20 protein-coding genes are annotated in these 20472 nt (G+C 39.9%); 14 read left to right on the top strand and 6 right to left on the bottom strand.

The annotated features are described in order from the left end of the window. From RWZ99_RS06440 to RWZ99_RS06430, 3 genes are all read right to left on the bottom strand, one after another. A partial coding sequence (locus tag RWZ99_RS06440) for a transposase family protein (protein ID WP_314677180.1) occupies nucleotides 1–305 on the bottom strand: 305 nt, incomplete at its 3' end. Between the two features lie 265 nt (nucleotides 306–570). After that, nucleotides 571–1050, bottom strand: a complete 480-nt coding sequence (locus RWZ99_RS06435) for a QueT transporter family protein (protein ID WP_314677178.1) — start codon at nucleotides 1048–1050, stop codon at nucleotides 571–573. A gap of 73 nt (nucleotides 1051–1123) precedes the next feature. Beyond that, nucleotides 1124–1951, bottom strand: coding sequence for an exodeoxyribonuclease III (locus tag RWZ99_RS06430; protein ID WP_314677177.1), 828 nt, complete (start codon nucleotides 1949–1951; stop codon nucleotides 1124–1126). Between the two features lie 558 nt (nucleotides 1952–2509). Here RWZ99_RS06430 and RWZ99_RS06425 point away from each other — a divergent pair. After that, nucleotides 2510–3250: a DUF4767 domain-containing protein gene (locus tag RWZ99_RS06425; protein WP_314677174.1), complete on the top strand. Its 741-nt coding sequence runs from the start codon at nucleotides 2510–2512 to the stop codon at nucleotides 3248–3250. A gap of 82 nt (nucleotides 3251–3332) precedes the next feature. On the opposite strand, the gene tehB is transcribed toward RWZ99_RS06425, so the two are convergent. Both tehB and RWZ99_RS06415 read right to left on the bottom strand, forming a co-directional pair. Further along, a complete protein-coding gene (gene tehB, locus RWZ99_RS06420; protein WP_314677172.1) occupies nucleotides 3333–4211 on the bottom strand; it encodes an SAM-dependent methyltransferase TehB in 879 nt (292 codons plus the stop codon). A 774-nt stretch (nucleotides 4212–4985) separates the two neighbouring features. After that, nucleotides 4986–6257: a matrixin family metalloprotease gene (locus RWZ99_RS06415; protein ID WP_314677171.1), complete on the bottom strand. Its 1272-nt coding sequence runs from the start codon at nucleotides 6255–6257 to the stop codon at nucleotides 4986–4988. Between the two features lie 213 nt (nucleotides 6258–6470). Here RWZ99_RS06415 and RWZ99_RS06410 point away from each other — a divergent pair, with 213 nt between their 5' ends. The 9 genes from RWZ99_RS06410 to folP all read left to right on the top strand — a co-directional run bounded on the left by RWZ99_RS06410 (nucleotide 6471) and on the right by folP (nucleotide 15761). Then, nucleotides 6471–7208, top strand: coding sequence for a LytTR family DNA-binding domain-containing protein (locus RWZ99_RS06410; protein ID WP_314677170.1), 738 nt, complete (start codon nucleotides 6471–6473; stop codon nucleotides 7206–7208). A 165-nt stretch (nucleotides 7209–7373) separates the two neighbouring features. Then, nucleotides 7374–8699 carry a GHKL domain-containing protein gene (locus RWZ99_RS06405; protein ID WP_314677169.1) on the top strand — a complete coding sequence of 442 codons (1326 nt, stop codon included), beginning with the start codon at nucleotides 7374–7376 and terminating at the stop codon, nucleotides 8697–8699. Between the two features lie 111 nt (nucleotides 8700–8810). Further along, on the top strand, nucleotides 8811–10205 hold the full coding sequence (locus RWZ99_RS06400; RefSeq protein WP_314677168.1) for a hypothetical protein: 1395 nt from the start codon (nucleotides 8811–8813) through the stop codon (nucleotides 10203–10205). Nucleotides 10206–10368: 163 nt separating this feature from the next. Further along, nucleotides 10369–10641 carry a 30S ribosomal protein S16 gene (rpsP, locus tag RWZ99_RS06395; RefSeq protein WP_314677165.1) on the top strand — a complete coding sequence of 91 codons (273 nt, stop codon included), beginning with the start codon at nucleotides 10369–10371 and terminating at the stop codon, nucleotides 10639–10641. A gap of 11 nt (nucleotides 10642–10652) precedes the next feature. Further along, on the top strand, nucleotides 10653–10901 hold the full coding sequence (locus tag RWZ99_RS06390; RefSeq protein WP_314677163.1) for a KH domain-containing protein: 249 nt from the start codon (nucleotides 10653–10655) through the stop codon (nucleotides 10899–10901). 165 nt (nucleotides 10902–11066) lie between these two features. Continuing rightward, nucleotides 11067–12329: a folylpolyglutamate synthase/dihydrofolate synthase family protein gene (locus RWZ99_RS06385; RefSeq protein ID WP_314677161.1), complete on the top strand. Its 1263-nt coding sequence runs from the start codon at nucleotides 11067–11069 to the stop codon at nucleotides 12327–12329. 66 nt (nucleotides 12330–12395) lie between these two features. Beyond that, complete coding sequence (locus tag RWZ99_RS06380; protein ID WP_038676596.1) at nucleotides 12396–14240, top strand: APC family permease; 1845 nt, start codon at nucleotides 12396–12398, stop codon at nucleotides 14238–14240. 145 nt (nucleotides 14241–14385) lie between these two features. Then, nucleotides 14386–14949, top strand: coding sequence for a GTP cyclohydrolase I FolE (folE, locus tag RWZ99_RS06375; protein ID WP_002884345.1), 564 nt, complete (start codon nucleotides 14386–14388; stop codon nucleotides 14947–14949). An 8-nt stretch (nucleotides 14950–14957) separates the two neighbouring features. Further along, nucleotides 14958–15761 (top strand): dihydropteroate synthase, encoded by an 804-nt coding sequence (folP, locus tag RWZ99_RS06370; RefSeq protein ID WP_314677160.1) that lies wholly within the window; start codon nucleotides 14958–14960, stop codon nucleotides 15759–15761. Between the two features lie 36 nt (nucleotides 15762–15797). Here the strand turns inward: folP and RWZ99_RS06365 are convergent, their stop codons facing one another. Then, nucleotides 15798–17249 carry an alpha-amylase gene (locus tag RWZ99_RS06365; RefSeq protein ID WP_314677159.1) on the bottom strand — a complete coding sequence of 484 codons (1452 nt, stop codon included), beginning with the start codon at nucleotides 17247–17249 and terminating at the stop codon, nucleotides 15798–15800. A 221-nt stretch (nucleotides 17250–17470) separates the two neighbouring features. Here RWZ99_RS06365 and folB point away from each other — a divergent pair, with 221 nt between their 5' ends. The 4 genes from folB to RWZ99_RS06345 form a co-directional block, all read left to right on the top strand. Beyond that, the gene (folB, locus tag RWZ99_RS06360) at nucleotides 17471–17830 is read left to right on the top strand and encodes a dihydroneopterin aldolase (protein WP_314677158.1); all 360 of its coding nucleotides are present in this window, start codon (nucleotides 17471–17473) and stop codon (nucleotides 17828–17830) included. Further along, complete coding sequence (gene folK / locus RWZ99_RS06355) at nucleotides 17827–18318, top strand: 2-amino-4-hydroxy-6-hydroxymethyldihydropteridine diphosphokinase (protein ID WP_314677157.1); 492 nt, start codon at nucleotides 17827–17829, stop codon at nucleotides 18316–18318. Before folB ends, folK begins: the two co-directional genes overlap by 4 nt. Before the next feature lie 188 nt (nucleotides 18319–18506). Then, nucleotides 18507–19409 carry a UDP-N-acetylmuramate dehydrogenase gene (gene murB, locus RWZ99_RS06350; RefSeq protein WP_314677181.1) on the top strand — a complete coding sequence of 301 codons (903 nt, stop codon included), beginning with the start codon at nucleotides 18507–18509 and terminating at the stop codon, nucleotides 19407–19409. 44 nt (nucleotides 19410–19453) lie between these two features. Beyond that, a partial coding sequence (locus tag RWZ99_RS06345; RefSeq protein ID WP_314677156.1) for an ABC transporter ATP-binding protein occupies nucleotides 19454–20472 on the top strand: 1019 nt, incomplete at its 3' end.

Below are 20472 nucleotides of genomic sequence, written 5' to 3'. Positions count from 1 at the left end.
ATTTGGTGGTTTTTCTCAACGATTGATGTCTCAGCCACCGTGACTTTCCTACAATTTTTACACTGGAAGCGACGTTTCTTCAGACGTAGTAGTGTTGGAGTTCCAGCTTGTTCGAGAAGAGGGATTTTAGAAGGTTTTTGAAAGTCATATTTGATCATCTTTCCCTGGCAATGAGGGCATTGGGGTGCAGGATAATCCAGTTTTGCTTGAACCTCGATGTAAGTATCTTTTTCAAAAACAAGAGAAATAATGATGTTAGGGTCTTTAATTCCGATTAATTCTGTGGTATTCTTAATAAGTCTCATAAGTTCTCCCTAATGATGGTTTGGTCGCTTTTCATTATAGTTCTTATGGGACTTTTTGTGTAGTCTCAAAAAGCTCTATAATCTCTACGGTGGTTTTACCCACTACAGAAATTATAGAGCCGTTTTTTTGTTATGACGGTATAACCTTCGATGCGCACCCGCATAGCGGGTGGTTTATTTGTTTCGCACCTTCGGAGCGAAACGGACTTAAAGTCACCAAAAAACAAAGAAAACATCTCTGAAATCGCAGAGATGTTTTTGTCTGTCAGTCTTTGTATCCTCGTTTAGCTAGCTCACATACAAGTATAGCTCCCAAGATTGCAGGCACGAATTGCCCTAAGATAAGGTTAATAACGAGAGCAAGATAAGGAAGTTTAAGTAAGGCACTAAGCCATATTGGTACTATTAAGGATGGAACAAGTAGAATTGGGAGAATGATAAACCAGCTAGATAGCCTAATTTTACGGATGAGGTAGATACTACCAGTTGTCAAAAGGCTGGCGAAGAATCCACCGACAACGTCAATCAATCCCAGGCCACCGAAAGAGTTAGCAATAGCATTTGCAAGGCTTAGTGGAAGGACCAAAAATGGGAAGATGTAGGTTAATCCGTATAAAGAAGTAGCCAGACGCATCTGAACGGCACCAAAGGAAATAGCTTGCGAAACAAAGAGGATAGCGATATATAGGGCCATGATAATAGCTGAGAGAACAAGCTTTTGTGTAGGGTTAAGTTTATTTTTCATCATTTCTCCTTAGTTGGGCAAAGTAAAAGAGTAGTAGTTCTACTCTTTTTAGGGATTTAGGTCTAGAGTTATTTTATAAGTCAATCTCTAAGACAATAGGTGTGTGGTCTTGGCGATCACCAGAGTCGATCATGTCTGATTTTGTGACCTTATCGGCAATACTATTTGAAGTTAACCAGTAGTCGATTCTCCAGCCTGTATTATTGATTTTAGATGTTTTGCTACGTTGAGCCCACCATGTATAAGCGCCTGTAACATCACCATTGTGGTGACGGTAAGTATCTGTAAATCCTTTGGCGAGGAGATTGGTGAAGCCAGCACGTTCTTCATCTGTAAATCCTGGTGAACGACGATTACTTGAAGGATTGGCCAAGTCGATTTCCTTATGGGCAACGTTATAATCACCAGTCGCAAGGACTGGTTTCTGAGCGTCCAATTCAGCTAGGTAATCCGCATATTTTTCGTCCCAGATTTGACGTTCTAGTAGACGTTTGAGGCCGTCACCAGCGTTTGGTGTGTAGACCTGTGTCACAAAGAAGGTGTCAAATTCGAGAGTGATGATACGTCCTTCACAGTCCATGGTTGAAGGTGCTCCAATTTCAGGATAAGTGATAACTGGTGTCAATTCTTTTTTATATAAGAACATGGTTCCAGCATAGCCTTTACGGGCAGGTTCAACAGATGAACGCCAGGTATTGTCATAGTTAGGGAAGTAGTCTTCTAAGATTTGCAAATGCTTTTTAGTCGGCCCTTTAGCAGATAATTTTGTCTCTTGAATAGCAATGATATCTGCATTTTCAGCGACCAAGGTATCGATAACTGCGCGTGATAATTGAGCGCGTGCAGAGTCACTGGTAAGAGCAGCATTTAGGGAATCAATATTCCAAGAAATTAATTTCATATGTACAGTTTCCTTCTTTGAATTGTTCCTATCTATTGTAGCAGAAAATAAGATGTCAGGCGAGTTATGGGATTGTCAGGAACAACTTGAAGGAGTATACTTAAGCTAAATGGAGGTGACAATCAATGAAAAAGCTCTCACATAGTTATTACTTATTTTGCGCTCTCTTCTTTGTACAAATCATTCTTACAATCATGATTTGGTGGTCACAGGGGCTAGTGCTTCCTCTTGTCGTTCTTCCAGGGATGAGTCTCTTTTTTCTATTTTATTTAAGGGATCTCTTACACTACACCCTTAATCAATCTCCCTCAGAACCCTTATTTGTCCTCCGTAGGTTTGGTCTTGGAACCAGTTTAAATCCCAGAAATCCACTAGGCTATAAGATTAGCCTCTTGATTGTCATGGGTGTCTTGATCTTCCTCTTTTGTTTGACTTTGTCTGCGTTCGGAGGTAGCTAAAAGTTTTGCCTACAGAAAATATCATATTTTTGTCACTATTGTCATCATACTTATTCTGTGATAGGATGAAAGGTAATATGATAAAGAGAAGAGGAAAATTATGCGAAAGCTTTCAGAAGCAGAATGGATAAGTCGTTTTGAGCAAGTTCAGGGACGTAAGCCAAAACCTGATGAACTACAACTGGCTTATCAGTCTGGCCTAATTGGAGTCTCGAAAAATTATAATTATATCTATATACTCTTAGGATGCCTAGTAGCAATCGTAGTTGCTATTGGTCTGACTCTTGTTTCAAGTTCAATGAAGAACGATACACAGACCAAGTCGTCTTCCACAGTGGCTAGCTCAAAATTCTCATCAAAGGAGAATACTAGCACTTCATCTAGTGAAAATACTAAGTCAAATGAATCTAGCAGTGCGAGTATTGACACACCTGATCCTAACCATACCAAGGAAGCCTATACTGAAAATCCGCGTTGGACCAATGACAAGGCTAGCCAACTTGCTAGTTTGATGGTTTCTTGGGGAAATCAGATGAATCAGCCTGGATACAAAGAAATTACCAATGAAGCCTCTTCTTTGCCTATCCGTTGGATGTCGGACAATAATCTGCCTGTTGATGCAACCTATGCTGCAAATGGTAATAGCAGTTCTGAGTATACCATTGTTTCGGTTTATGAGAGATGGGATAATGCTTCTGTTCATCGCTATTTCTTTACGATTAAAAAAGACGGAACTCCCTTTGTTCTTTACTCACCAACGACTAATGGTGGCGTGTATTATGTCAAAGAAACAGAAAATGCAGACCTTAAATCAGGGTATGCAGATATTGTAAACAATTAAAAACTAGGAATCTAGCTGGATTCCTAGTTTTTAATTTGAAGAGATGTCAGGCTGTAGTCAGTTCTTTTACAGTCATTCGCCCTTATTTAACCTTCTTGGCTAACATGGTCGCAAATTGAAGGGCAATTGGGTTGCCATGCTCATCTAAACGGTGAAGGTGACCAAGATTTTCATTGTACTTGATTAATTCCCAGTCACTATAGTAGTTTTTCAATTCGCCTTCTTCAAAAGTAAATGGGAAAGGCATGGTACAAGGGTGCTCCTCTGTGTCCATGGCACAAACAATGAGGTTGTAACCCCCAATGGCTGTACGCTCTTGCATATTCTGAATAATAGCTGGAATTTGATCAGGATCTAGGAACATGAAGACCACTGTTGAGAGGATGAAGTCAAAGGTTTCAGACGCAGGAAGAACAGCAGCATTGATATCGTAGTAGCCAGCTCTAACATTGTAATTTTCTTCATCAGCAATCATTTGGATACGTTGGGTAGCTTCGTTGTTAATATCAACGGCAGTAACCTCGTGGCCAAGTGATGCCAAATAAAGAGCGTTACGACCATGGCCACACCCTAAATCAAGGGTACGACCAGGTTTAATATGCCCAGACTGGACGGCTTCAAGAACCTCAGAGTGGGCTTTAGTATCATACTTTTTAGCCATGTAGTCCTCTGGCTTACAGTAGAAGGAAAGATAGCATTCTAAATCATCTGAAGCAGCAGCGATTCGATGCCAAGCTTGTGGTTCGACAAAAGGAATTTCTGTCTCAGGTGTAAAGAGGTGCTCTGCAGTAACCTGTCCCTCTTCATCTAATTCGTAAAAGTTAAGAGCTCCTGATAGAATAGTCAGTTTAGCCCAGGTTCCAACCTTAGTGTTATGTTTTTGCGTCACCATTTCTGGAAGTGTTGTGGCTGTCCAGTTTGGAAGACGTTTGTAGCAAAGAAGTTGCTGATCTATTGTCATGTTTTGAGTTCCTTTCGATGGGTATGGCTCTATTATAGCAAAAGTATGGTAAAAGAAAAAAGGTCTAGCCGGGTGAGCTAGACGCTTTTCTTGTGAGAGATCTGATAATCTAGGAATGGGGAAAAGTGTTTGGGGAAGATAGGTATAAATGTTAAGAAGGGTTCCTAGACTATTTAAAAAATGTTTATGAGAACGATAAGTCATAAATGATAAAGTACTTATCTAAAACTCACTCGGTCTCTCTTTACATTTTCTATTCTACCAAAAAAATTGAGAAAAAACTTACATATTTTTATAAAATGTAAGAAAAAATCGTGAACAGTCATTTTCTGGTCTTGAATGGTAATTTTGTGATAAGCAATTGGAGAGCTTCCTGATTTAGTTTGAGAAAAAGTATGAGTAGAACCTATAACGATAGAAAAAAACGTCTAGCTGCTGTTGCTAGACGTTCTTTTTTAGGAGAGATCTGGAAATCTAGGAATGGGGGAAAAGTGTTTGGGGAAGATAGGTATAAATGTTAAGAAGGGTTCCTAGACTATATTTATTCCGTATATGAGAATAATGAGTAAAACCAACAAAGTTGAGTTTTGAACTCATCCGGTCTCTCTTTACATTCTCTATTTTACCAAAAAAATTTGAAGCAAACTTACATATTTTTATAAAATGTAAGAAAAAATCATGAACAGTCATTTTCTGGTCTTGAATGGTCATCTCATCCTAATAAAAAAGTAGAACTATTAGGTTCTACTTAGAAATTATAGTGATGTTTTGCTTTTAGACAATCTTACTATAGAGCTTCTTAACATTGTTAATGTCAACAGGTTGGATACTTGTCTTTCCACCTTTAGGTTCCATGACAGATGCAACAGCGCTGTTATGCTCAAGTCCGATAGAATGTCCAAGTTCGTGTTGTGCAGTGTTAAGGAGTTTTCCACCATTCTTTTGATAATAATTGTTTTGAAGATGGAAAGTGTTCAAGTAAACGGTAGCATTACTATATTGCTTCGTTGGGAGGTAATAAGTAGAGTAGGTAATTCCAAGCGGAGCTGCCACATTCCCTTCGTAACGTTCATCAGCGATAATGTTAGCTTTTTGTCTATCGCTAGTGAGTAAGAAATTAAAGGCACCAGTATTGTTCCAAGAAGTAATGGCCTGTTTGTAGGCGTTCACGATTTCAGGATTTTTTGCATTGATGAAAACTGTGGCTTCCTTACTAGACCAGTGAGGGGTGTCATAGTTTTCCTTAACAAGTACGTTATTCTTTTGCCAAACTTGAGCAAGGCGGTCGACTGGTTTAGTAGCCTGTTTAGGTGTGGCTCCAGGAGATGTAGGTTTGGTGACCGTTGTCGCTGGTTTCTTTGGTTGAGACGTTGGTGTCGTAGGTTTGTTAACGGCTGTGCTAGTTTTTTTAGGCTGACTAACAGTAGGGCTAGCTTGTTTAGTTTTTGGCGTAGCCGTTGTTGTAGGTTTTGTTGAAGTTGTCAGTGGTTTTGGAACATAGGTAGACAGAATTTTGTGAACATTGCTGTTATTGATTTCTGTTGAAACCCATGTAGCACCATCTTTTGACCAGCTTTGAGCTTGAGCGACAGTCTCGGTCTTCGCTGCAGTTTGAGTTTCTACAGCCTTAGTATTATTATCTGTAGTTGTCGGAATCCTAGTCTCATAGGTTTTGCTACCTGTCTTACTATCGACAGAGCTACTAGCTGTTTGACTAATTTGTTTTAGCTCCTCCAAAGTTGGAGTATTTGAGGAAGTTTGTACATCCCCATTTTCATGTGTATGAAGGTCATCTACTGAGGTATGTGAAATAGTGGTCACAGTAGTAGGTGTTTCAGTGACAGCATCTGTTTGAGCAGGGGTGTTTGGATTTGTACCTGTTTCAAGTTGAGCGAAAGTTAGAGCCTGGTTGGGGTCTGAGACATAAGTTTGATCCGCAGAGACAGGCTGAGGATTTCCCACAAGAAAAGCACTAACTATACCGATAGTTGCAAGGGTCAACAAGGTCTTTGAGTAACTTCCTTGTTTTTTAAAAGAACATAACATAACTCTCTCCTTTTTAATATAAAACAAAAACAGTTCTCATCTTAACATATAAAAATGAATATAAAGTGACAATAATGTAACGATTGTTATATAAATAGACTTAGAGCAGTAAAAGAAGATATAGGACTGAAAAAAATGAATATTATCCGATTAATTATGATAAAATACCAAGTAGGTATATTAAAGTATATTAGAAAGAAAGAGGGAAATAAGATGCTTTCTATTATCATCCTTGAAGATGATGCCTTACAGCGTCACCGTGTAGGACGTTTGTTAGACGAAGCCGTTGAGGAATCAAAGGCTGTTGTTAGCGACATCACGTTTTACGAGCATGGTCAGGAATTGTTAGACGCCGATAGGGGTTCTGGTAAATCGATGGTATATCTTTTGGATATTGACCTCAAAAATCAGACCAAGCAGGGACTAGATATTGGTCTTGAGATTCGAAAAGCGGACTTGAAGGCTCAAATTGCCTTTGTAACAGCATACTCAGAGTTCATGCCCTTGACTTTTCGTTACAAGATTCAAGCCCTTGATTTTGTGGATAAATCTATGGAAGATGTTGATCTTAAGAGGGCCTTAGTGGAACTTCTTGATTTTGCACAATCACAGGTTGATCAAGAAACCAAGGCTCAGAGTCTAACCGTTAAAACGGATAAAAATGATGTCAATATTCCTTATGATGACATTTTATACATTGAGACGGCTCCAGTACCACATAAGTTGATTGCCCATACCAAGACAAACGTGGTGGAGTTCTATGGGAAAATTGCAGAGGTAGCAAAATTAGATGATATTTTCTACCAAACGCATCGTTCTTTCGTGGTTAATGTTAGCAATGTGACAAGTGTTGATCGTACGGCTAATATGGTATTCTTTGAAGGAAATGAGTCTTGCCTACTATCTCGAACACGTAAAAAAGAACTTTTAGAACGATTGAAAAATCGTTAAAGCATCTAATTCCTCTTTTCTTCTCTAATAGTAAATGAAAGTTTTCTGAAATTCGAAATAATTATTCAATTTTATCTCATCTATTATCATGGATTGTGATAGAATAGTATTATGGTATTTTGCCGTATATTTAGAGATGACTAGAAGGAGGTGGCTAACTATTAAATGATGCTCAATTTGCAAATTGCATTAGAATTTCTTTTGCATTTCATTGTCATACAGTGGATTTACGAGAAGACTAGCTTGGTTAAAGTTCCACGTATGGTTCTCCCTCTAGCATTCTTAGTTGAAGGTATCGGAGGGATACTGGGGATGTCTTATAATGTTGGATTATCCTTTATGACACCCTTCTATCTTCTTTTCTATGCCTATTTCTATGGCAAGGAGAGAACAACCAATATGTTGGCTTTTTATGCCTTCTATCCTCTAGCTCTCTATTTGTTGATTTTTAATGGTTATGCCTACTTCCTGATGCCAGGATTCGGCATCACATCGGATTTTCTAAACAGAAGTTATCTTTATTTCATTTTCTTTGACCTTTTAATTATTCCAACATTTGTCGCTCTGTCCAAGCTTCTTAACATTGATTTTAAATATTTGAGGGTCTTAGAGCGAGATCGTAAATTTGGTCGGATTATGTTTATCACTAACTTTATCCTGATAAGTTATGTGATTTTGAACTATTCTGTCGTCGTGGCCTCGCGATTTTTTGCCTTGTACTATGCTGGACATGTGATAACCTTAGTGGGGTTTGTAGCCATTCTTTATGCTGTTTACAAGGTCAATAAATATGCAGATGAATTCTTTGAAAATGAGCGTAGAAAAGAAAATCGTCGCCATTTGGCTGACTTAGAGAAATACTCTGAGCAGGTCGAAAGTCTCTATGAAACACTACGTAGCTTCCGTCATGATTACACTAATGTTATGATTTCGCTCAATGAAGCTATCCAGATGAAAGACATCGACCAAATCAAGGTGATTTATGATAGTGTTTTAAAAGATTCTGCATCAGACCTGAATCAGCAAAAGTTTGATTTGGCAAAATTAACACGTGTGACCAATATGCCTCTTAAGAGTCTTTTGTCATCTAAAGTGGCCGAAGCTTTTGATAAGGGAATCCAATGTCATGTTGAGGTTGAAGAGGGTGTCTTCTTCACAGACATGCGTGCACTCGACTTGATTACGATTATTTCAATTCTTTGTGATAATGCTATTGAGGCTACTGTTGTTGCAGATAAACCGAAACTATCTATAGCCATCTTTAAGATGGAAAATCAATCAATCATTGTTGTTGAAAATTCAACTAAGGAAGAGTCTATTGATATAACTCCTCTGAAACAGCGAGGATTTTCAACTAAGGGAACAGGTCGTGGCTTGGGCTTGGCGAATATCGAGGAAATTCTCTTTAGATATGATAATGTCACGCTAGAAACGGAGTCAATGCAACACCGTTTTGTTCAATTATTATCAATTACACCAAAACAAGATTAGTAGGGATTAAATAAGAATTTTTAGAATTCTTGTTAATCCCTATTTTTATGTTAAAAAGTATGGTAGAATAGTGACGTTAATCATGTGTTTTTTAATTCAGGGGGATTTATTATGTTGAAAGACGAATGGTTAGAATACTTCGAGGCGGTCAATGGCCGAAAACCAAGGCCTATAGACTTTAAAGAGGCTTTGGAGCGAGGAGAGTTTGTTCTCTCTGAAGGGCCAGTGACTAGCCAAGAAGCTAATCAAGTACCGTCTGATCAAGGAAAAGCATCGGCGAATCAACAGTTTGAAGAAGGAACAGCGACTGCCAGAGCGCTAGCACAATCTCAGAAGGACCGTGAAGATGCGCAAGAGGCTATGGCTAATGCGGCTCAAGAAAAGCGGAAGGCTCTATCACAAGAGACTGTTAGTCAAGTGAGAACCATTCAGTCTGGTCGTCAGGCTGAGGATATCCAAAAAGAAGAGGAGCAACGTCAACGCGTAGCAGAAGCCAAAGAGCGCTTGGCGAGATATGCGCCAACACGTCCGGAAACAGGAATTCGCTCTGCACCTACAAGTACTGAGGTTGATCAGTCTATTCCGGTTTTCAGTAACCAAGCACAGCACCTTGGCTTATCTGAGGATTTGACCAAACTTGATCAGAAGGAAAAAAAAGCCGCTAAGAAAATTGCGCGTCAAGCAGCTCGTGATAAGAAAAAAGCTGAAAAACTTGCTGCAAAAGCTAAATCAAAAGAAGAACAGAAAGTTATTAAATTAGAAAAGAGATTGGAAGGTCAGCTTCGTCTTTTAGAAAGCGTTCAGGACGTCGATCAAAAATCACAAAAGGCTAAAGGCTGGGGCAAAGGTGCCCTGATTTCTAGTTTAGTTGCTGTTGTTTTGATGTTGCTTGTTGGTGGAGTGTATGGTTTTTGGCGAAATGCCTCAGGTAACATTGAGGGGACTTGGGAATTAAAATCCTCTAAAGTTTTGGATGAAAATTCTGGGAAGTTAACCAATGCTCTAAAAGAACATGAAGATAATGATGAAGTCTATGTTTCCTTCCTTAAGGTTGACCAATCCAATAATTTACAGACGCATTCTTACTTTTATACCAAAGGTAAAGAGGATCAGCCTACTTTCACAGCCTCAGATTATTTGAAGGAGTATCAGGTTGTTGATCAGTGGAACAAGTCTATCATCTATATAAAGGAAGTTTCAGAATTTAAGCGTGAGTTGACAAGGGTAGTCTCACAACTCTATCCAAATGCAGATAAGAATCTAGTAGATTACTATATCTCAGATAATGTAGATAACTATCGTCTCTACCGCAAAGGAAAACGTACCAAGTCTTATACTGTTAATAAAAATACCTTGATTGTTTCTACCTACAATGAAGATGGTAAATTGACTAGCCGTGATACTTATGAGAAAGCTTCTAAAGCGACAGCTAAGAGCTTAGAAGCCGAGTATGCTGAAGCAAAGGTAGCTTATGAAAAAAATCATAAGAGTGCAACCAAAAAATAGTCCTATAAGGAAGTTAGAGCTTGTCTCTAGCTTTTTTTGTAGAAAATTTAAGTCTGTCAAGTTTTTTTCTTGACACATAAAAATGATATGGTATACTAGTTAAGGTCGAGAGGCAGGAAGTGCCTCCACCATAATAAAAAAACTAAAGAAAAGAGATATTAAAATGGCAGTAAAAATCCGTTTGACTCGTATGGGTTCTAAGAAAAAACCTTTCTACCGTATTAACGTTGCAGACTCACGTGCTCCACGTGATGGACGTTTCATCGAAACAGTTGGTACTTACAACCCACTCGTTGAAGAAAACCAAGTAACACTTAAAGAAGAACGTGTTCTTGACTGGTTGTCTAAAGGTGCACAACCTTCAGATACAGTTCGTAACATCCTTTCAAAAGAAGGTGTTATGAAAAAATTCCACGACTCAAAATTCTCAAAATAATTTTTTAGCCTATGGATACCATTGAAAATCTTATTATCGCTATCGTTAAACCCTTAATTGCTTCACCAGATCAGTTGACCATCAAGATTATTGACGGTCCTGAGTTTTTGGAGTACCATCTTGATCTTGCCCCAGCCGATATTGGGCGTGTTATCGGGAAAAAAGGACGTACTATTACGGCGATAAGAGCGATTGTCTATTCGGTACCTACTCAAGGTAAAAAAGTTCGTCTTGTTATTGACGAAAAAGAGGAAGCTTAAGAGGTGACCCTAGGGTTGCCTTTTTTGTATATTTTGGTTATAGCTAGAAGTCTTTGGTATAATAAGAGCGTCAAAGTGGCATTAAGCTCATAGAAAAACTAGGTAAACTAGTTTAAAGGTTAGTTTAATGGCTAAGTCAAAGCATTAGCCTAAAAAGGAGCAATTATGATTTATCAAGAAGCATTGGATTGGATTCATGGTCAATTAAAATTTGGCATTAAGCCAGGCTTGAAGCGTATGGCCTGGATGCTTAAAGAACTGGGAAACCCACAGGACAATCTTAAGGCTGTGCATATTGTGGGAACAAATGGTAAGGGGTCCACGGTCAATGCCTTGCAAACTATTTTTTCTCAAGCCGGTTATGAAGTTGGAACCTTTACCTCCCCCTATATTATTGATTTCAAAGAACGCATTTCTATTAATGGCAAGATGATTTCAGAAGAGGACTTACTTGGGCTAGTTGAGCGTGTTAAGCCTGTGGTTGAACGTCTGCCGAAAGAGACAGAACACGAAGAAGCGACAGAGTTCGAGATTATCACGGTTTTGATGTTTCTTTATTTTGGTCAGGTCCATACTGTTGATATTGCCTTTATTGAAGCTGGAATGGGTGGCCTTCACGATTCGACTAATCTTTTTAATCCTTTGGCAGTTATTTGCCCGTCGATTGGTTTGGATCATCAGGCGGTCTTGGGGAATACTCATGCTGAAATTGCCGCAGAAAAGGCTGGTGTTTTAAAAAATGGAGCGCCTTTTATTTATGCGACTGAGCGAGATGATGTTCGAGATGTTTTTGAACAGAAGGCGCGTGAAAAAGGTTCTAAGACCTATGAATTGGGTAAAGATTTCACTGCTGAAGGGTCTAGTCATTCCTTTGATTTTACTTATGAAGAGCAGAGGTTAAAAGGTATAGCCTTGGCGATGGCTGGTCAGCATCAGGTGGCCAATGCTAGTTTGGCCATTATGGCTTCTTTGCTACTTCAAAAGGATTATCCTAAAGTAACTCCTGACCTCATTAAGTCTGCATTAGCTCATGCCAGTTGGCTAGGTCGAACAGAGTTCTTGATGCCTAATCTTATGATAGATGGTGCTCATAATAACGAAAGTGTTAAGGTCTTAATTGATTTGTTAAGGTCGGAGTACACGGATAAGGCTATCGAATTACTTTTTGCGGCGATTGATACCAAGCCTATTGATGGTATGCTGGCTCAACTAAAATCGGTTGGTGACTTGACTGTAACGAGTTTTGACTATCCAAACAGTGTTAAATTAGATAAATACCCAGAGGCTTATAAGCAGGTACCAGACTTCAAAACATGGATTAAAGAACATGTGACGACTGACAATAAGAAACTTTATGTGGTAACGGGATCTCTATACTTCATTTCTCAGGTCAGAAAATGGGTTTTAGAGCAGGCAAGTGATGGTTAAGACTTGAAAGATGACATTTAGGGGCGTATAATAGCCCTCGTATGTTTTAAAAGTAAGGAGATCACAATGTTTCAACGTCTGAAAAACATTTTAATCGGTGAACCTTTAACTCATGATGATAGTGGTGATGGACACTTATTGTCCAAGATTCAGGCCTTGGCCATGTTGTCGAGTGATGCACTTTCATCTATCGCCTATGGTCCAGAGCAGGTCGTCTTGGTTCTGACAGCTGTATCTAGTGCGGCTATTTGGTGGTCAATCCCTATTGGGCTTTTGGTTCTCGTACTTTTGGCCAGTCTTACTATCTCTTATAGACAGGTTATCAAAGCCTATCCTCAAGGTGGTGGCGCCTATATGGTAACGACGGAAAATCTGTCTCCTAAGTTTGGCTTGATAGCTGGTGGTAGTCTTTTGGTCGATTACATGTTGACGGTTGCTGTTTCAGTGGCCTCAGGTGCAGATGCCATTACTTCAGCCCTTCCCTTCCTGCATCCTTTCAATCTTGAAATATCAATGATTTTGGTGCTTGTTTTGATGGTTATGAACCTTAGGGGAATGCGTGAATCTGCAAAATCTTTGATGATACCAGTTTATCTCTTCATTGTTTCGACGCTCTTCCTATTGGGATTTGGTTTCTTTCAAATTCTAACGGGTCATATGCCTAACGCAGCCACAGCACATTTAGGACAACCAATTACAGGTGTGTCTTTGATTCTTATTTTAAGGGCCTTTACTTCAGGTTCTGCCTCATTGACAGGGGTAGAAGCTATCTCTAACGCGGTGCCTTTCTTTAAGAAACCTAAGGCCAAAAATGCAGCTTCAACCCTCTTTATTATGTCTAGCATTTTGGGGGCTATGTTTGCGGGAATCACCTTCCTCAACTGGTGGACTGGTATTACGCCTCATGCAGGAGTAACTATCTTGTCACAAATGGCTAGAGAAATTCTCGGTCAGTCATGGATTGGTAGTATTCTATTTTACGTTTTCCAATTCTCTACTGCCATGATTCTTGCAGTAGCGGCTAACACAGGTTTTTCAGCCTTTCCGATGTTGTCCTTTAATATGGCGAAAAATAAATACATGCCTCATATGTACCTTGAAAAAGGGGCACGTATGGGATACTCTAATGGGATCTTGACACTTGCAATTGGTGCCATTACCCTTTTGTTTATTTTCCGAGGAAATACGGAACGGTTGATTCCGCTTTATACCATCGGTGTATTCATTCCATTTGCTCTTTCTCAAACGGGGATGGTTATCCATTGGATTCGTGAATATGGTAAGGGATTCTGGAAACACTCTTTAGCTAATATCTTGGGTGCCCTCATTTGTTATGCTATCGTTCTCATTCTCTTCCTTTTCCGTTTAGGAGATATCTGGCCATTCTTCCCAATTATTGCAATCTTGATGTGGATGTTCCTTAAGATTAAAAAACACTATAATGGTGTTGCTCAACAGTTGCGTATTGATGGAGCGGTAGAAGAACACCATTATCAAGGAAATATTGTTCTTATCCTCGTTGGGAATGTTACCAAGGCTAATATCGGAGCTATTTCCTATGCGCGTTCTATTGGTGACAAGGTTATCGCCATGCATGTATCTACTAAGGATACTGAGAACAAGGACAAGGAAACTGAACAAGAGTTTAAAAAATATTTCCCTGAAATTGAGATGGTTCATATCCAATCACCGTACAGCTCAATCACTCAGTCAACCATTCAGTATGTGGACGAGGTCGCCACTCAAGCTGAGAAGGATAATGCGACTCTGACAGTCATGATTCCTCAGTTTGTACCTAAAAAATCATGGCAAACCATGCTTCACAACCAAATGAGTTTACGATTGAAATATTATCTCAAATGGCGTGAGAATATTGTGGTTTCATCCTATTCTTACCACTTGAAAGACTAAAAAATATAAGCGAAGACAACCTCTATATGAAAGGTGGTCTTCGCTTTTTTTGAGGTTTAGGTAGTTAGGAAATCTTATTTTTTGCTAGAAAAATCCAGCAAAATAAGGTATAATAGATAGTATTATAACGTTGCAAGAGGAAATTATGGCAAATCAAGAAAAAGTAGAACAAGCAGTCTATCAACTATTGGAAGCTCTAGGTGAAAATCCTGAGCGTGAGGGACTTTTGGACACACCAAAACGTGTGGCTAAGATGTATGCTGAAATGTTTTCAGGTCTAAATGAAGACCCTAAGGATCAATTTACAGCTGTCTTTTCAGAAGTCCATGACGAAGTTGTCCTTGTCAAGGATATTCCTTTTTACTCTATGTGTGAGCACCATTTGGTTCCATTTTATGGTAAGGCCCACGTGGCTTATTTGCCAAGTGGAGACAAGGTGACAGGACTTTCCAAATTAGCGCGTGCGGTTGAAGTAGCTGCTCGTCGTCCGCAGTTGCAAGAACGTCTTACAGATCAAGTTGCTACAGCACTTGAAGAAGCTCTGAATCCTCGAGGAGTTTTTGTCATGGTTGAAGCAGAGCACATGTGCATGACCATGCGAGGCATTAAGAAACCAGGAAGTAAGACAATCACAACTGTCGCTAAGGGCCTTTATAAAGAAGACCGTGAAGAACGCAAGGAAATTCTTTCATTGATGCGTGATTTTTAGGAGTTAAGATGTTTATTGGCAAACATGAGATTGCAGGTAAGGCCTGTATTATGGGAATCTTGAATGTCACCCCTGATTCTTTCTCAGATGGTGGCGATTTTGACACTGTAGAGGATGCGTTGGCTCAGGTTGAGCGTATGATTGCCCAGGGAGCTGCCATTATCGATGTAGGTGGCGAATCTACAGGACCAGGAGCAGAATTTGTGACCGAGGAAGAAGAGATTGCTCGTATCGTGCCAGTTATTCAGGCTATCAAGGCAAAATATGATGTGCTCATCAGTATTGATACCTATAAGACAGCTACTGCCAGAGCTGCTCTTGAAGCAGGGGCAGATATTCTAAATGACGTCTGGGCTGGACTCTATGATGGTCAGATGCTAGCTTTAGCAGCTGAAAAGAATGTGCCGATTATTCTCATGCATAATCAAAAAGAAGAAGTATACAATGATGTCACAGAAGATGTCTGTACATTCCTCAGTCAACGAGCCCAGGCCGCCTTGGAAGCAGGTGTGGCCAAGGACAATATCTGGATTGATCCAGGCTTTGGCTTTTTTGGGAAAAATGTCCAACACAATATTGACCTGCTAAAAGGTTTGGACAAGGTCGTTGCCTTGGGCTATCCTGTTCTTTTTGGGATTTCTCGTAAGCGTGTTGTGAACTACCTACTAGGTGGAAATACCCAAGCTAAGGACCGTGATCAGGGAACGGCTGCTCTATCTGGCTATGCTGTTAGCAAGGGCTGTCAGATTGTCCGTGTGCATAATGTTGATGCCAATCGTGATATTGTTAAGACCATTTCAGGGATTTTATGATACTAAAAAAAGCTCAGTTCAACTGAGCTTTTTTTCTTAGTCTTGAATTGTCCAAACGCTGACAGATTTTTCAGAAACCGGGAAGTCTCCCCATCCGTCTTCGTCAATGGTTACAGTATCAGAGCAGTTTCCAAGAATGTCATAGAAGGCTTGTCCAGCCCAATCACTACCAATTTCCATAGACTTGCTGTTAGCAGCATCATTAGAAATAGTTACAGCTAATGGAGCCCCATCTTCGTTGCCAGAGCGCGTCCACCCGATACAGTTTGGATCATCAAAGTAGTCTGTTTGCTCACCGTAAGCTAGGCCTTTACGAGCGTAGAGCAAGGTATCTAGGCTCTCTTGGAAATTTTCTTGGGCAAATTCACCCTTAATACCATAGTAGTCACCATAAAATAGGCAAGGAAGACCGTCTTCACGGAGAAGGATGAGAGCATAGGCAGCAGGTTTAAACCATTCTTCAACAGTAGATTCCAGGGCTTGTCCACGTTGGGTGTCATGATTGTCTACAAAGGTTACGGCATGTTCAGGGTGATTTTTGACTAAGCTATGATTGAAAATAGTCGTCAAATCATAATCAGCTCCCTCTTTGCTAGCGTTGTGTAGATTGTTGTGAAGGGGAACATCGACGAGGTCAAAACGTTTTTCAATCTTTTCAAGATAGGTATTATTATCTTCTTCATTACCATTCCAAAATTCACCAAAAACATAGAAATCTTGACCTTGTTTTTCCTTGACATCGCGAATAAAATTACGCATAAAGAAAGAATCAATGTGCTTGATGGCATCCATTCGAAAACCTTGGACCCCAGTTGTTTCGACGAACCAGTCAGCCCATTTGTAAATATTTTCGATAACCTCTGGATGTTTATAGTCTAGGTTGGCATACATAAGATAGTCAAAGTTACCATTTTCATTGTCAACCAAGTCATTGTGTGCCCAGCCTTTGTTGTCACCTTGGATAAGATAGATGCCATTTTTATTTCGTTTGGCATCAAAGTCAGTCCCATTAAAGTGGTACCAGTGCCATTCAAAGTCGTCGTAGGCTTTCTGACGTCCGTCAAAAGTGAAATGAGTCCATCCCTCGATTTCAAACGGTTCGCTGATTTCTTGGGTACGATCCTCTGGGTCAACTTCTACCACATCGAAGGTTTCAAGTTTATCCGCGGCTGCCTTGTGGTTGAGGACAACATCGGCCATAGGGACGATACCAACATTTTTGAGTTGGTTGATAGCATTGAGGTATTCTTCCTTGAGACCGTATTTGGTGCGTACGGTTCCTTTTTGGTCGAATTCCCCAAGGTCAAAGAGGTCATAGACTCCGTAACCAACATCATCTTTGTTAGTAGCTTTGAAAGCAGGCGGCATCCAAACATGGCTGATGCCAAGGTCTGCTAGATGTTGGGCATCTTCAGCCAAGTTGTTCCAATGCTGGCCGTCACTTGGAAGATACCATTCAAAGTATTGCATTGCAGTTTGATTTGTCATAGTTTTTTTCCTTATTAGTTGAGAAAGTCTTAGTTTAGAGATTAGGAGTTTTTAAACTCCTGTGCCTTTATTTTACCAAATCAGAAGAATTACGCAACCGATTGCATAACCGAAAACACAATAACTTCAGATTTGTCTAAAATATCATACTAATAAGAGCCCAACTTTTCAACTTTTTTGTGCTAGAATAAAGGTGAGTTTAGTCGTCTTAAGGAGAAAATATGGATAAAATTATTTTAAATGGTTGCCGTTTTTATGGCTATCACGGGGCTTTTGCTGAGGAGCAAACCCTAGGGCAAATTTTTGTAGTGGATCTGGAACTGGCTGTTGATTTGACGAGGGCTTCACAAAGTGACAATCTAGCAGATACGGTTCATTATGGTTTGGTTTTTGAAGCAGTACAGAAACAGGTGGAAGAAGAAAAGTATATTTTGATTGAGCGTTTAGCTGGTGCTATTTGTGAGGACTTGTTTGATCAATTTGCGCCCATCCAATCTATTAAAATTCGAATTACTAAAGAAAATCCACCAATTAATGGGCATTATAGAAGTGTTGGAATTGAATTGGAGCGTAGCCGATGACAAAAGTTTATTTAAGTTTGGGGTCTAATATGGGAAATCGTCAAGGCTATCTTCAAAAAGCGGTTGAGGCCTTGAATCACTTGCCTGAGACGGAAGTTAAAGCAGTGTCTTCTTATTATGAGACGGCTGCTTGGGGATTAACAAATCAGGCTGATTTTTTGAATCTCGCCTTAGCACTTGAGACTCAGTTGCCGGCTGAAACCTTACTAAGTTCTTGCCAGCAAATTGAAAAAAAACTTGACCGCGTTCGACATGAACACTGGGGACCTCGGACTGTGGATATTGATATTCTTTTATATGGGCAGGAAATCTGGGAGACTGAGCACCTTAAAGTGCCTCACCCTTTCATGACCCAAAGGGCCTTTGTTTTGGTTCCTCTGCTAGAAATTGCCGAGGATTTAGTTGAGCCTCAAACTGGTCAAGCCTACGAAAAATATTTGAGTCAATTAGACACTAGTGATGTCCGCAAATTGGAGCAAGTGAACTAGTTTTTCCTGAATTTCCCTGTCGTCAAGACGGGGATTTTTTGCTATAATTAATCTTGGCTTTTTGCCGTATTTTTCTTTTAATTTTTAGGAAAAATACTAACTTATTTTTAGGTCGTGATAGTAATAAGGGGATGTCTTTCACAATACCTAGAAAGAAATAAATGTATAGAAAAAGTATGGAAAATAACATGTTAGATGAACTTAAAGAAGATTTAGTGGGGATTGATATTCGTTTCGACGAACCCTTAAAACGTTATACTTACACCAAGGTTGGAGGTCCGGCGGATTATTTGGCCTTTCCACGTAACCGATATGAGCTCGCTCGTATTGTCAAATTTGCCAACAAGCACGACATTCCGTGGATGGTCCTTGGTAATGCCAGTAATTTGATTGTTCGTGACGGTGGTATCCGAGGCTTTGTTATTATGTTTGACAAGCTTAATAGTATCGCAGTTAATGGTTATCAAATTGAAGCAGAAGCAGGAGCTAATTTGATTGCAACAACCAAGGTAGCCCGTTTTCAAAGTTTGACCGGTTTTGAATTTGCGGCGGGAATTCCAGGTAGTGTTGGAGGTGCCGTCTTTATGAATGCTGGTGCCTATGGTGGCGAGATTGCACATATCTTGGTTTCTGCTCAGGTTCTTACAAAAGACGGTGAAATTCGTACGATTGATGCAAGAGATATGCGTTTTGGTTATCGTCGTTCGGTGCTCCAAGAAACAGGTGAAGTGGTTATTTCAGCAAAATTCAACCTCAAACCAGGAGACTACGAGCAAATCAAGAATGAGATGAACCGTCTTAATCACTTGAGAGAACTTAAACAACCTCTCGAATACCCATCATGTGGTTCGGTCTTCAAACGTCCGCTAGGTCATTTTGCAGGTCAGCTTATTATGGAAGCCAACCTCAAGGGACATCGTATCGGTGGTGTTGAGGTTTCAACTAAGCACGCTGGCTTCATGGTCAATGTTGATCAAGGAACAGCAAAAGATTATGAAGACCTTATTGCAGATGTTATCGCTAAGGTTAAGGAAAATTCGGGTGTTACACTAGAGCCTGAAGTTCGCATCATTGGCGACAAATTACATTAATAATACTAACCCTATTTTTGATATCCATGGAGGATTTATGACAATTGACTAATCCGATTATTGCCTTTCAAAACGTCTCGAAAGTATTTGAAGACAGTGGCACACAAGTTTTAAAAGACATTAACTTTGAACTGGAAGAAGGTAAGTTCTATACCCTGCTTGGGGCTTCTGGTTCTGGTAAATCAACTATCTTGAACATCATTGCAGGTCTCTTGGATGCGACCAGTGGTGACGTTCTTTTGGATGGAAAGCGGATTAATGATATCCCTATCAATAAAAGGGATGTCCACACCGTTTTCCAATCTTATGCCCTCTTCCCACATATGAATGTCTTTGACAATGTGGCTTTTGCGCTTAAGTTAAAAAAAGTGCCTAAAAAGGAAATTGAAGAGCGTGTAAAAGAAGCCTTGAAAATGGTTCAACTAGATGGTTATCAAAAGCGCTCGATTCAAAAATTATCAGGTGGTCAACGCCAACGTGTAGCCATTGCCCGTGCGATTATCAATCAGCCACGTGTGGTCCTTTTGGATGAGCCCTTGTCAGCACTGGATTTGAAGCTACGTACTGAAATGCAATACGAGTTGCGTGAACTACAGCAACGTCTAGGGATTACTTTTGTTTTTGTCACCCATGATCAGGAAGAAGCCTTGGCCATGTCAGACTGGATTTTTGTTATGAACGATGGTGAAATTGTTCAATCAGGAACGCCTGTTGATATCTACGACGAGCCTATCAACCATTTTGTTGCAACCTTTATCGGAGAATCTAATATCCTACCAGGAGTCATGATTGAGGATTATTTGGTTGAGTTCAACGGAAAACGTTTCGAATCTGTTGATGGAGGAATGCGTCCAAACGAACCTGTCGAAGTGGTTATCCGTCCTGAAGATTTACAAATCACGCTTCCTGAAGAAGGTAAGCTTCAGGTTCGTGTAGAAACGCAGCTTTTCCGTGGGGTCCACTATGAAATCATTGCCTATGACAATCTTGGCAATGAATGGATGATTCATTCAACCCGTAAGGCGATTGAGGGTGAGATTATAGGTCTTGATTTTACGCCTGA

This window comes from uncultured Streptococcus sp. (assembly GCF_963545685.1).
GTDB lineage: Bacteria > Bacillota > Bacilli > Lactobacillales > Streptococcaceae > Streptococcus.
This window is presented reverse-complemented; position numbering and strand designations above follow the sequence as displayed.

Bases quoted from the DNA above. Each gene is read 5' to 3' on its own strand.
- RWZ99_RS06435 (WP_314677178.1), bottom strand. From the start codon at position 1,050: ATGAAAAATAAACTTAACCCTACACAAAAGCTTGTTCTCTCAGCTATT.
- RWZ99_RS06430 (WP_314677177.1), bottom strand. From the start codon at position 1,951: ATGAAATTAATTTCTTGGAATATTGATTCCCTAAATGCTGCTCTTACC.
- RWZ99_RS06425 (WP_314677174.1), top strand. From the start codon at position 2,510: ATGCGAAAGCTTTCAGAAGCAGAATGGATAAGTCGTTTTGAGCAAGTT.
- tehB (WP_314677172.1), bottom strand. From the start codon at position 4,211: ATGACAATAGATCAGCAACTTCTTTGCTACAAACGTCTTCCAAACTGG.
- RWZ99_RS06415 (WP_314677171.1), bottom strand. From the start codon at position 6,257: ATGTTATGTTCTTTTAAAAAACAAGGAAGTTACTCAAAGACCTTGTTG.
- RWZ99_RS06410 (WP_314677170.1), top strand. From the start codon at position 6,471: ATGCTTTCTATTATCATCCTTGAAGATGATGCCTTACAGCGTCACCGT.
- RWZ99_RS06405 (WP_314677169.1), top strand. From the start codon at position 7,374: ATGATGCTCAATTTGCAAATTGCATTAGAATTTCTTTTGCATTTCATT.
- RWZ99_RS06400 (WP_314677168.1), top strand. From the start codon at position 8,811: ATGTTGAAAGACGAATGGTTAGAATACTTCGAGGCGGTCAATGGCCGA.
- rpsP (WP_314677165.1), top strand. From the start codon at position 10,369: ATGGCAGTAAAAATCCGTTTGACTCGTATGGGTTCTAAGAAAAAACCT.
- RWZ99_RS06390 (WP_314677163.1), top strand. From the start codon at position 10,653: ATGGATACCATTGAAAATCTTATTATCGCTATCGTTAAACCCTTAATT.
- RWZ99_RS06385 (WP_314677161.1), top strand. From the start codon at position 11,067: ATGATTTATCAAGAAGCATTGGATTGGATTCATGGTCAATTAAAATTT.
- RWZ99_RS06380 (WP_038676596.1), top strand. From the start codon at position 12,396: ATGTTTCAACGTCTGAAAAACATTTTAATCGGTGAACCTTTAACTCAT.
- folE (WP_002884345.1), top strand. From the start codon at position 14,386: ATGGCAAATCAAGAAAAAGTAGAACAAGCAGTCTATCAACTATTGGAA.
- folP (WP_314677160.1), top strand. From the start codon at position 14,958: ATGTTTATTGGCAAACATGAGATTGCAGGTAAGGCCTGTATTATGGGA.
- RWZ99_RS06365 (WP_314677159.1), bottom strand. From the start codon at position 17,249: ATGACAAATCAAACTGCAATGCAATACTTTGAATGGTATCTTCCAAGT.
- folB (WP_314677158.1), top strand. From the start codon at position 17,471: ATGGATAAAATTATTTTAAATGGTTGCCGTTTTTATGGCTATCACGGG.
- folK (WP_314677157.1), top strand. From the start codon at position 17,827: ATGACAAAAGTTTATTTAAGTTTGGGGTCTAATATGGGAAATCGTCAA.
- murB (WP_314677181.1), top strand. From the start codon at position 18,507: ATGTTAGATGAACTTAAAGAAGATTTAGTGGGGATTGATATTCGTTTC.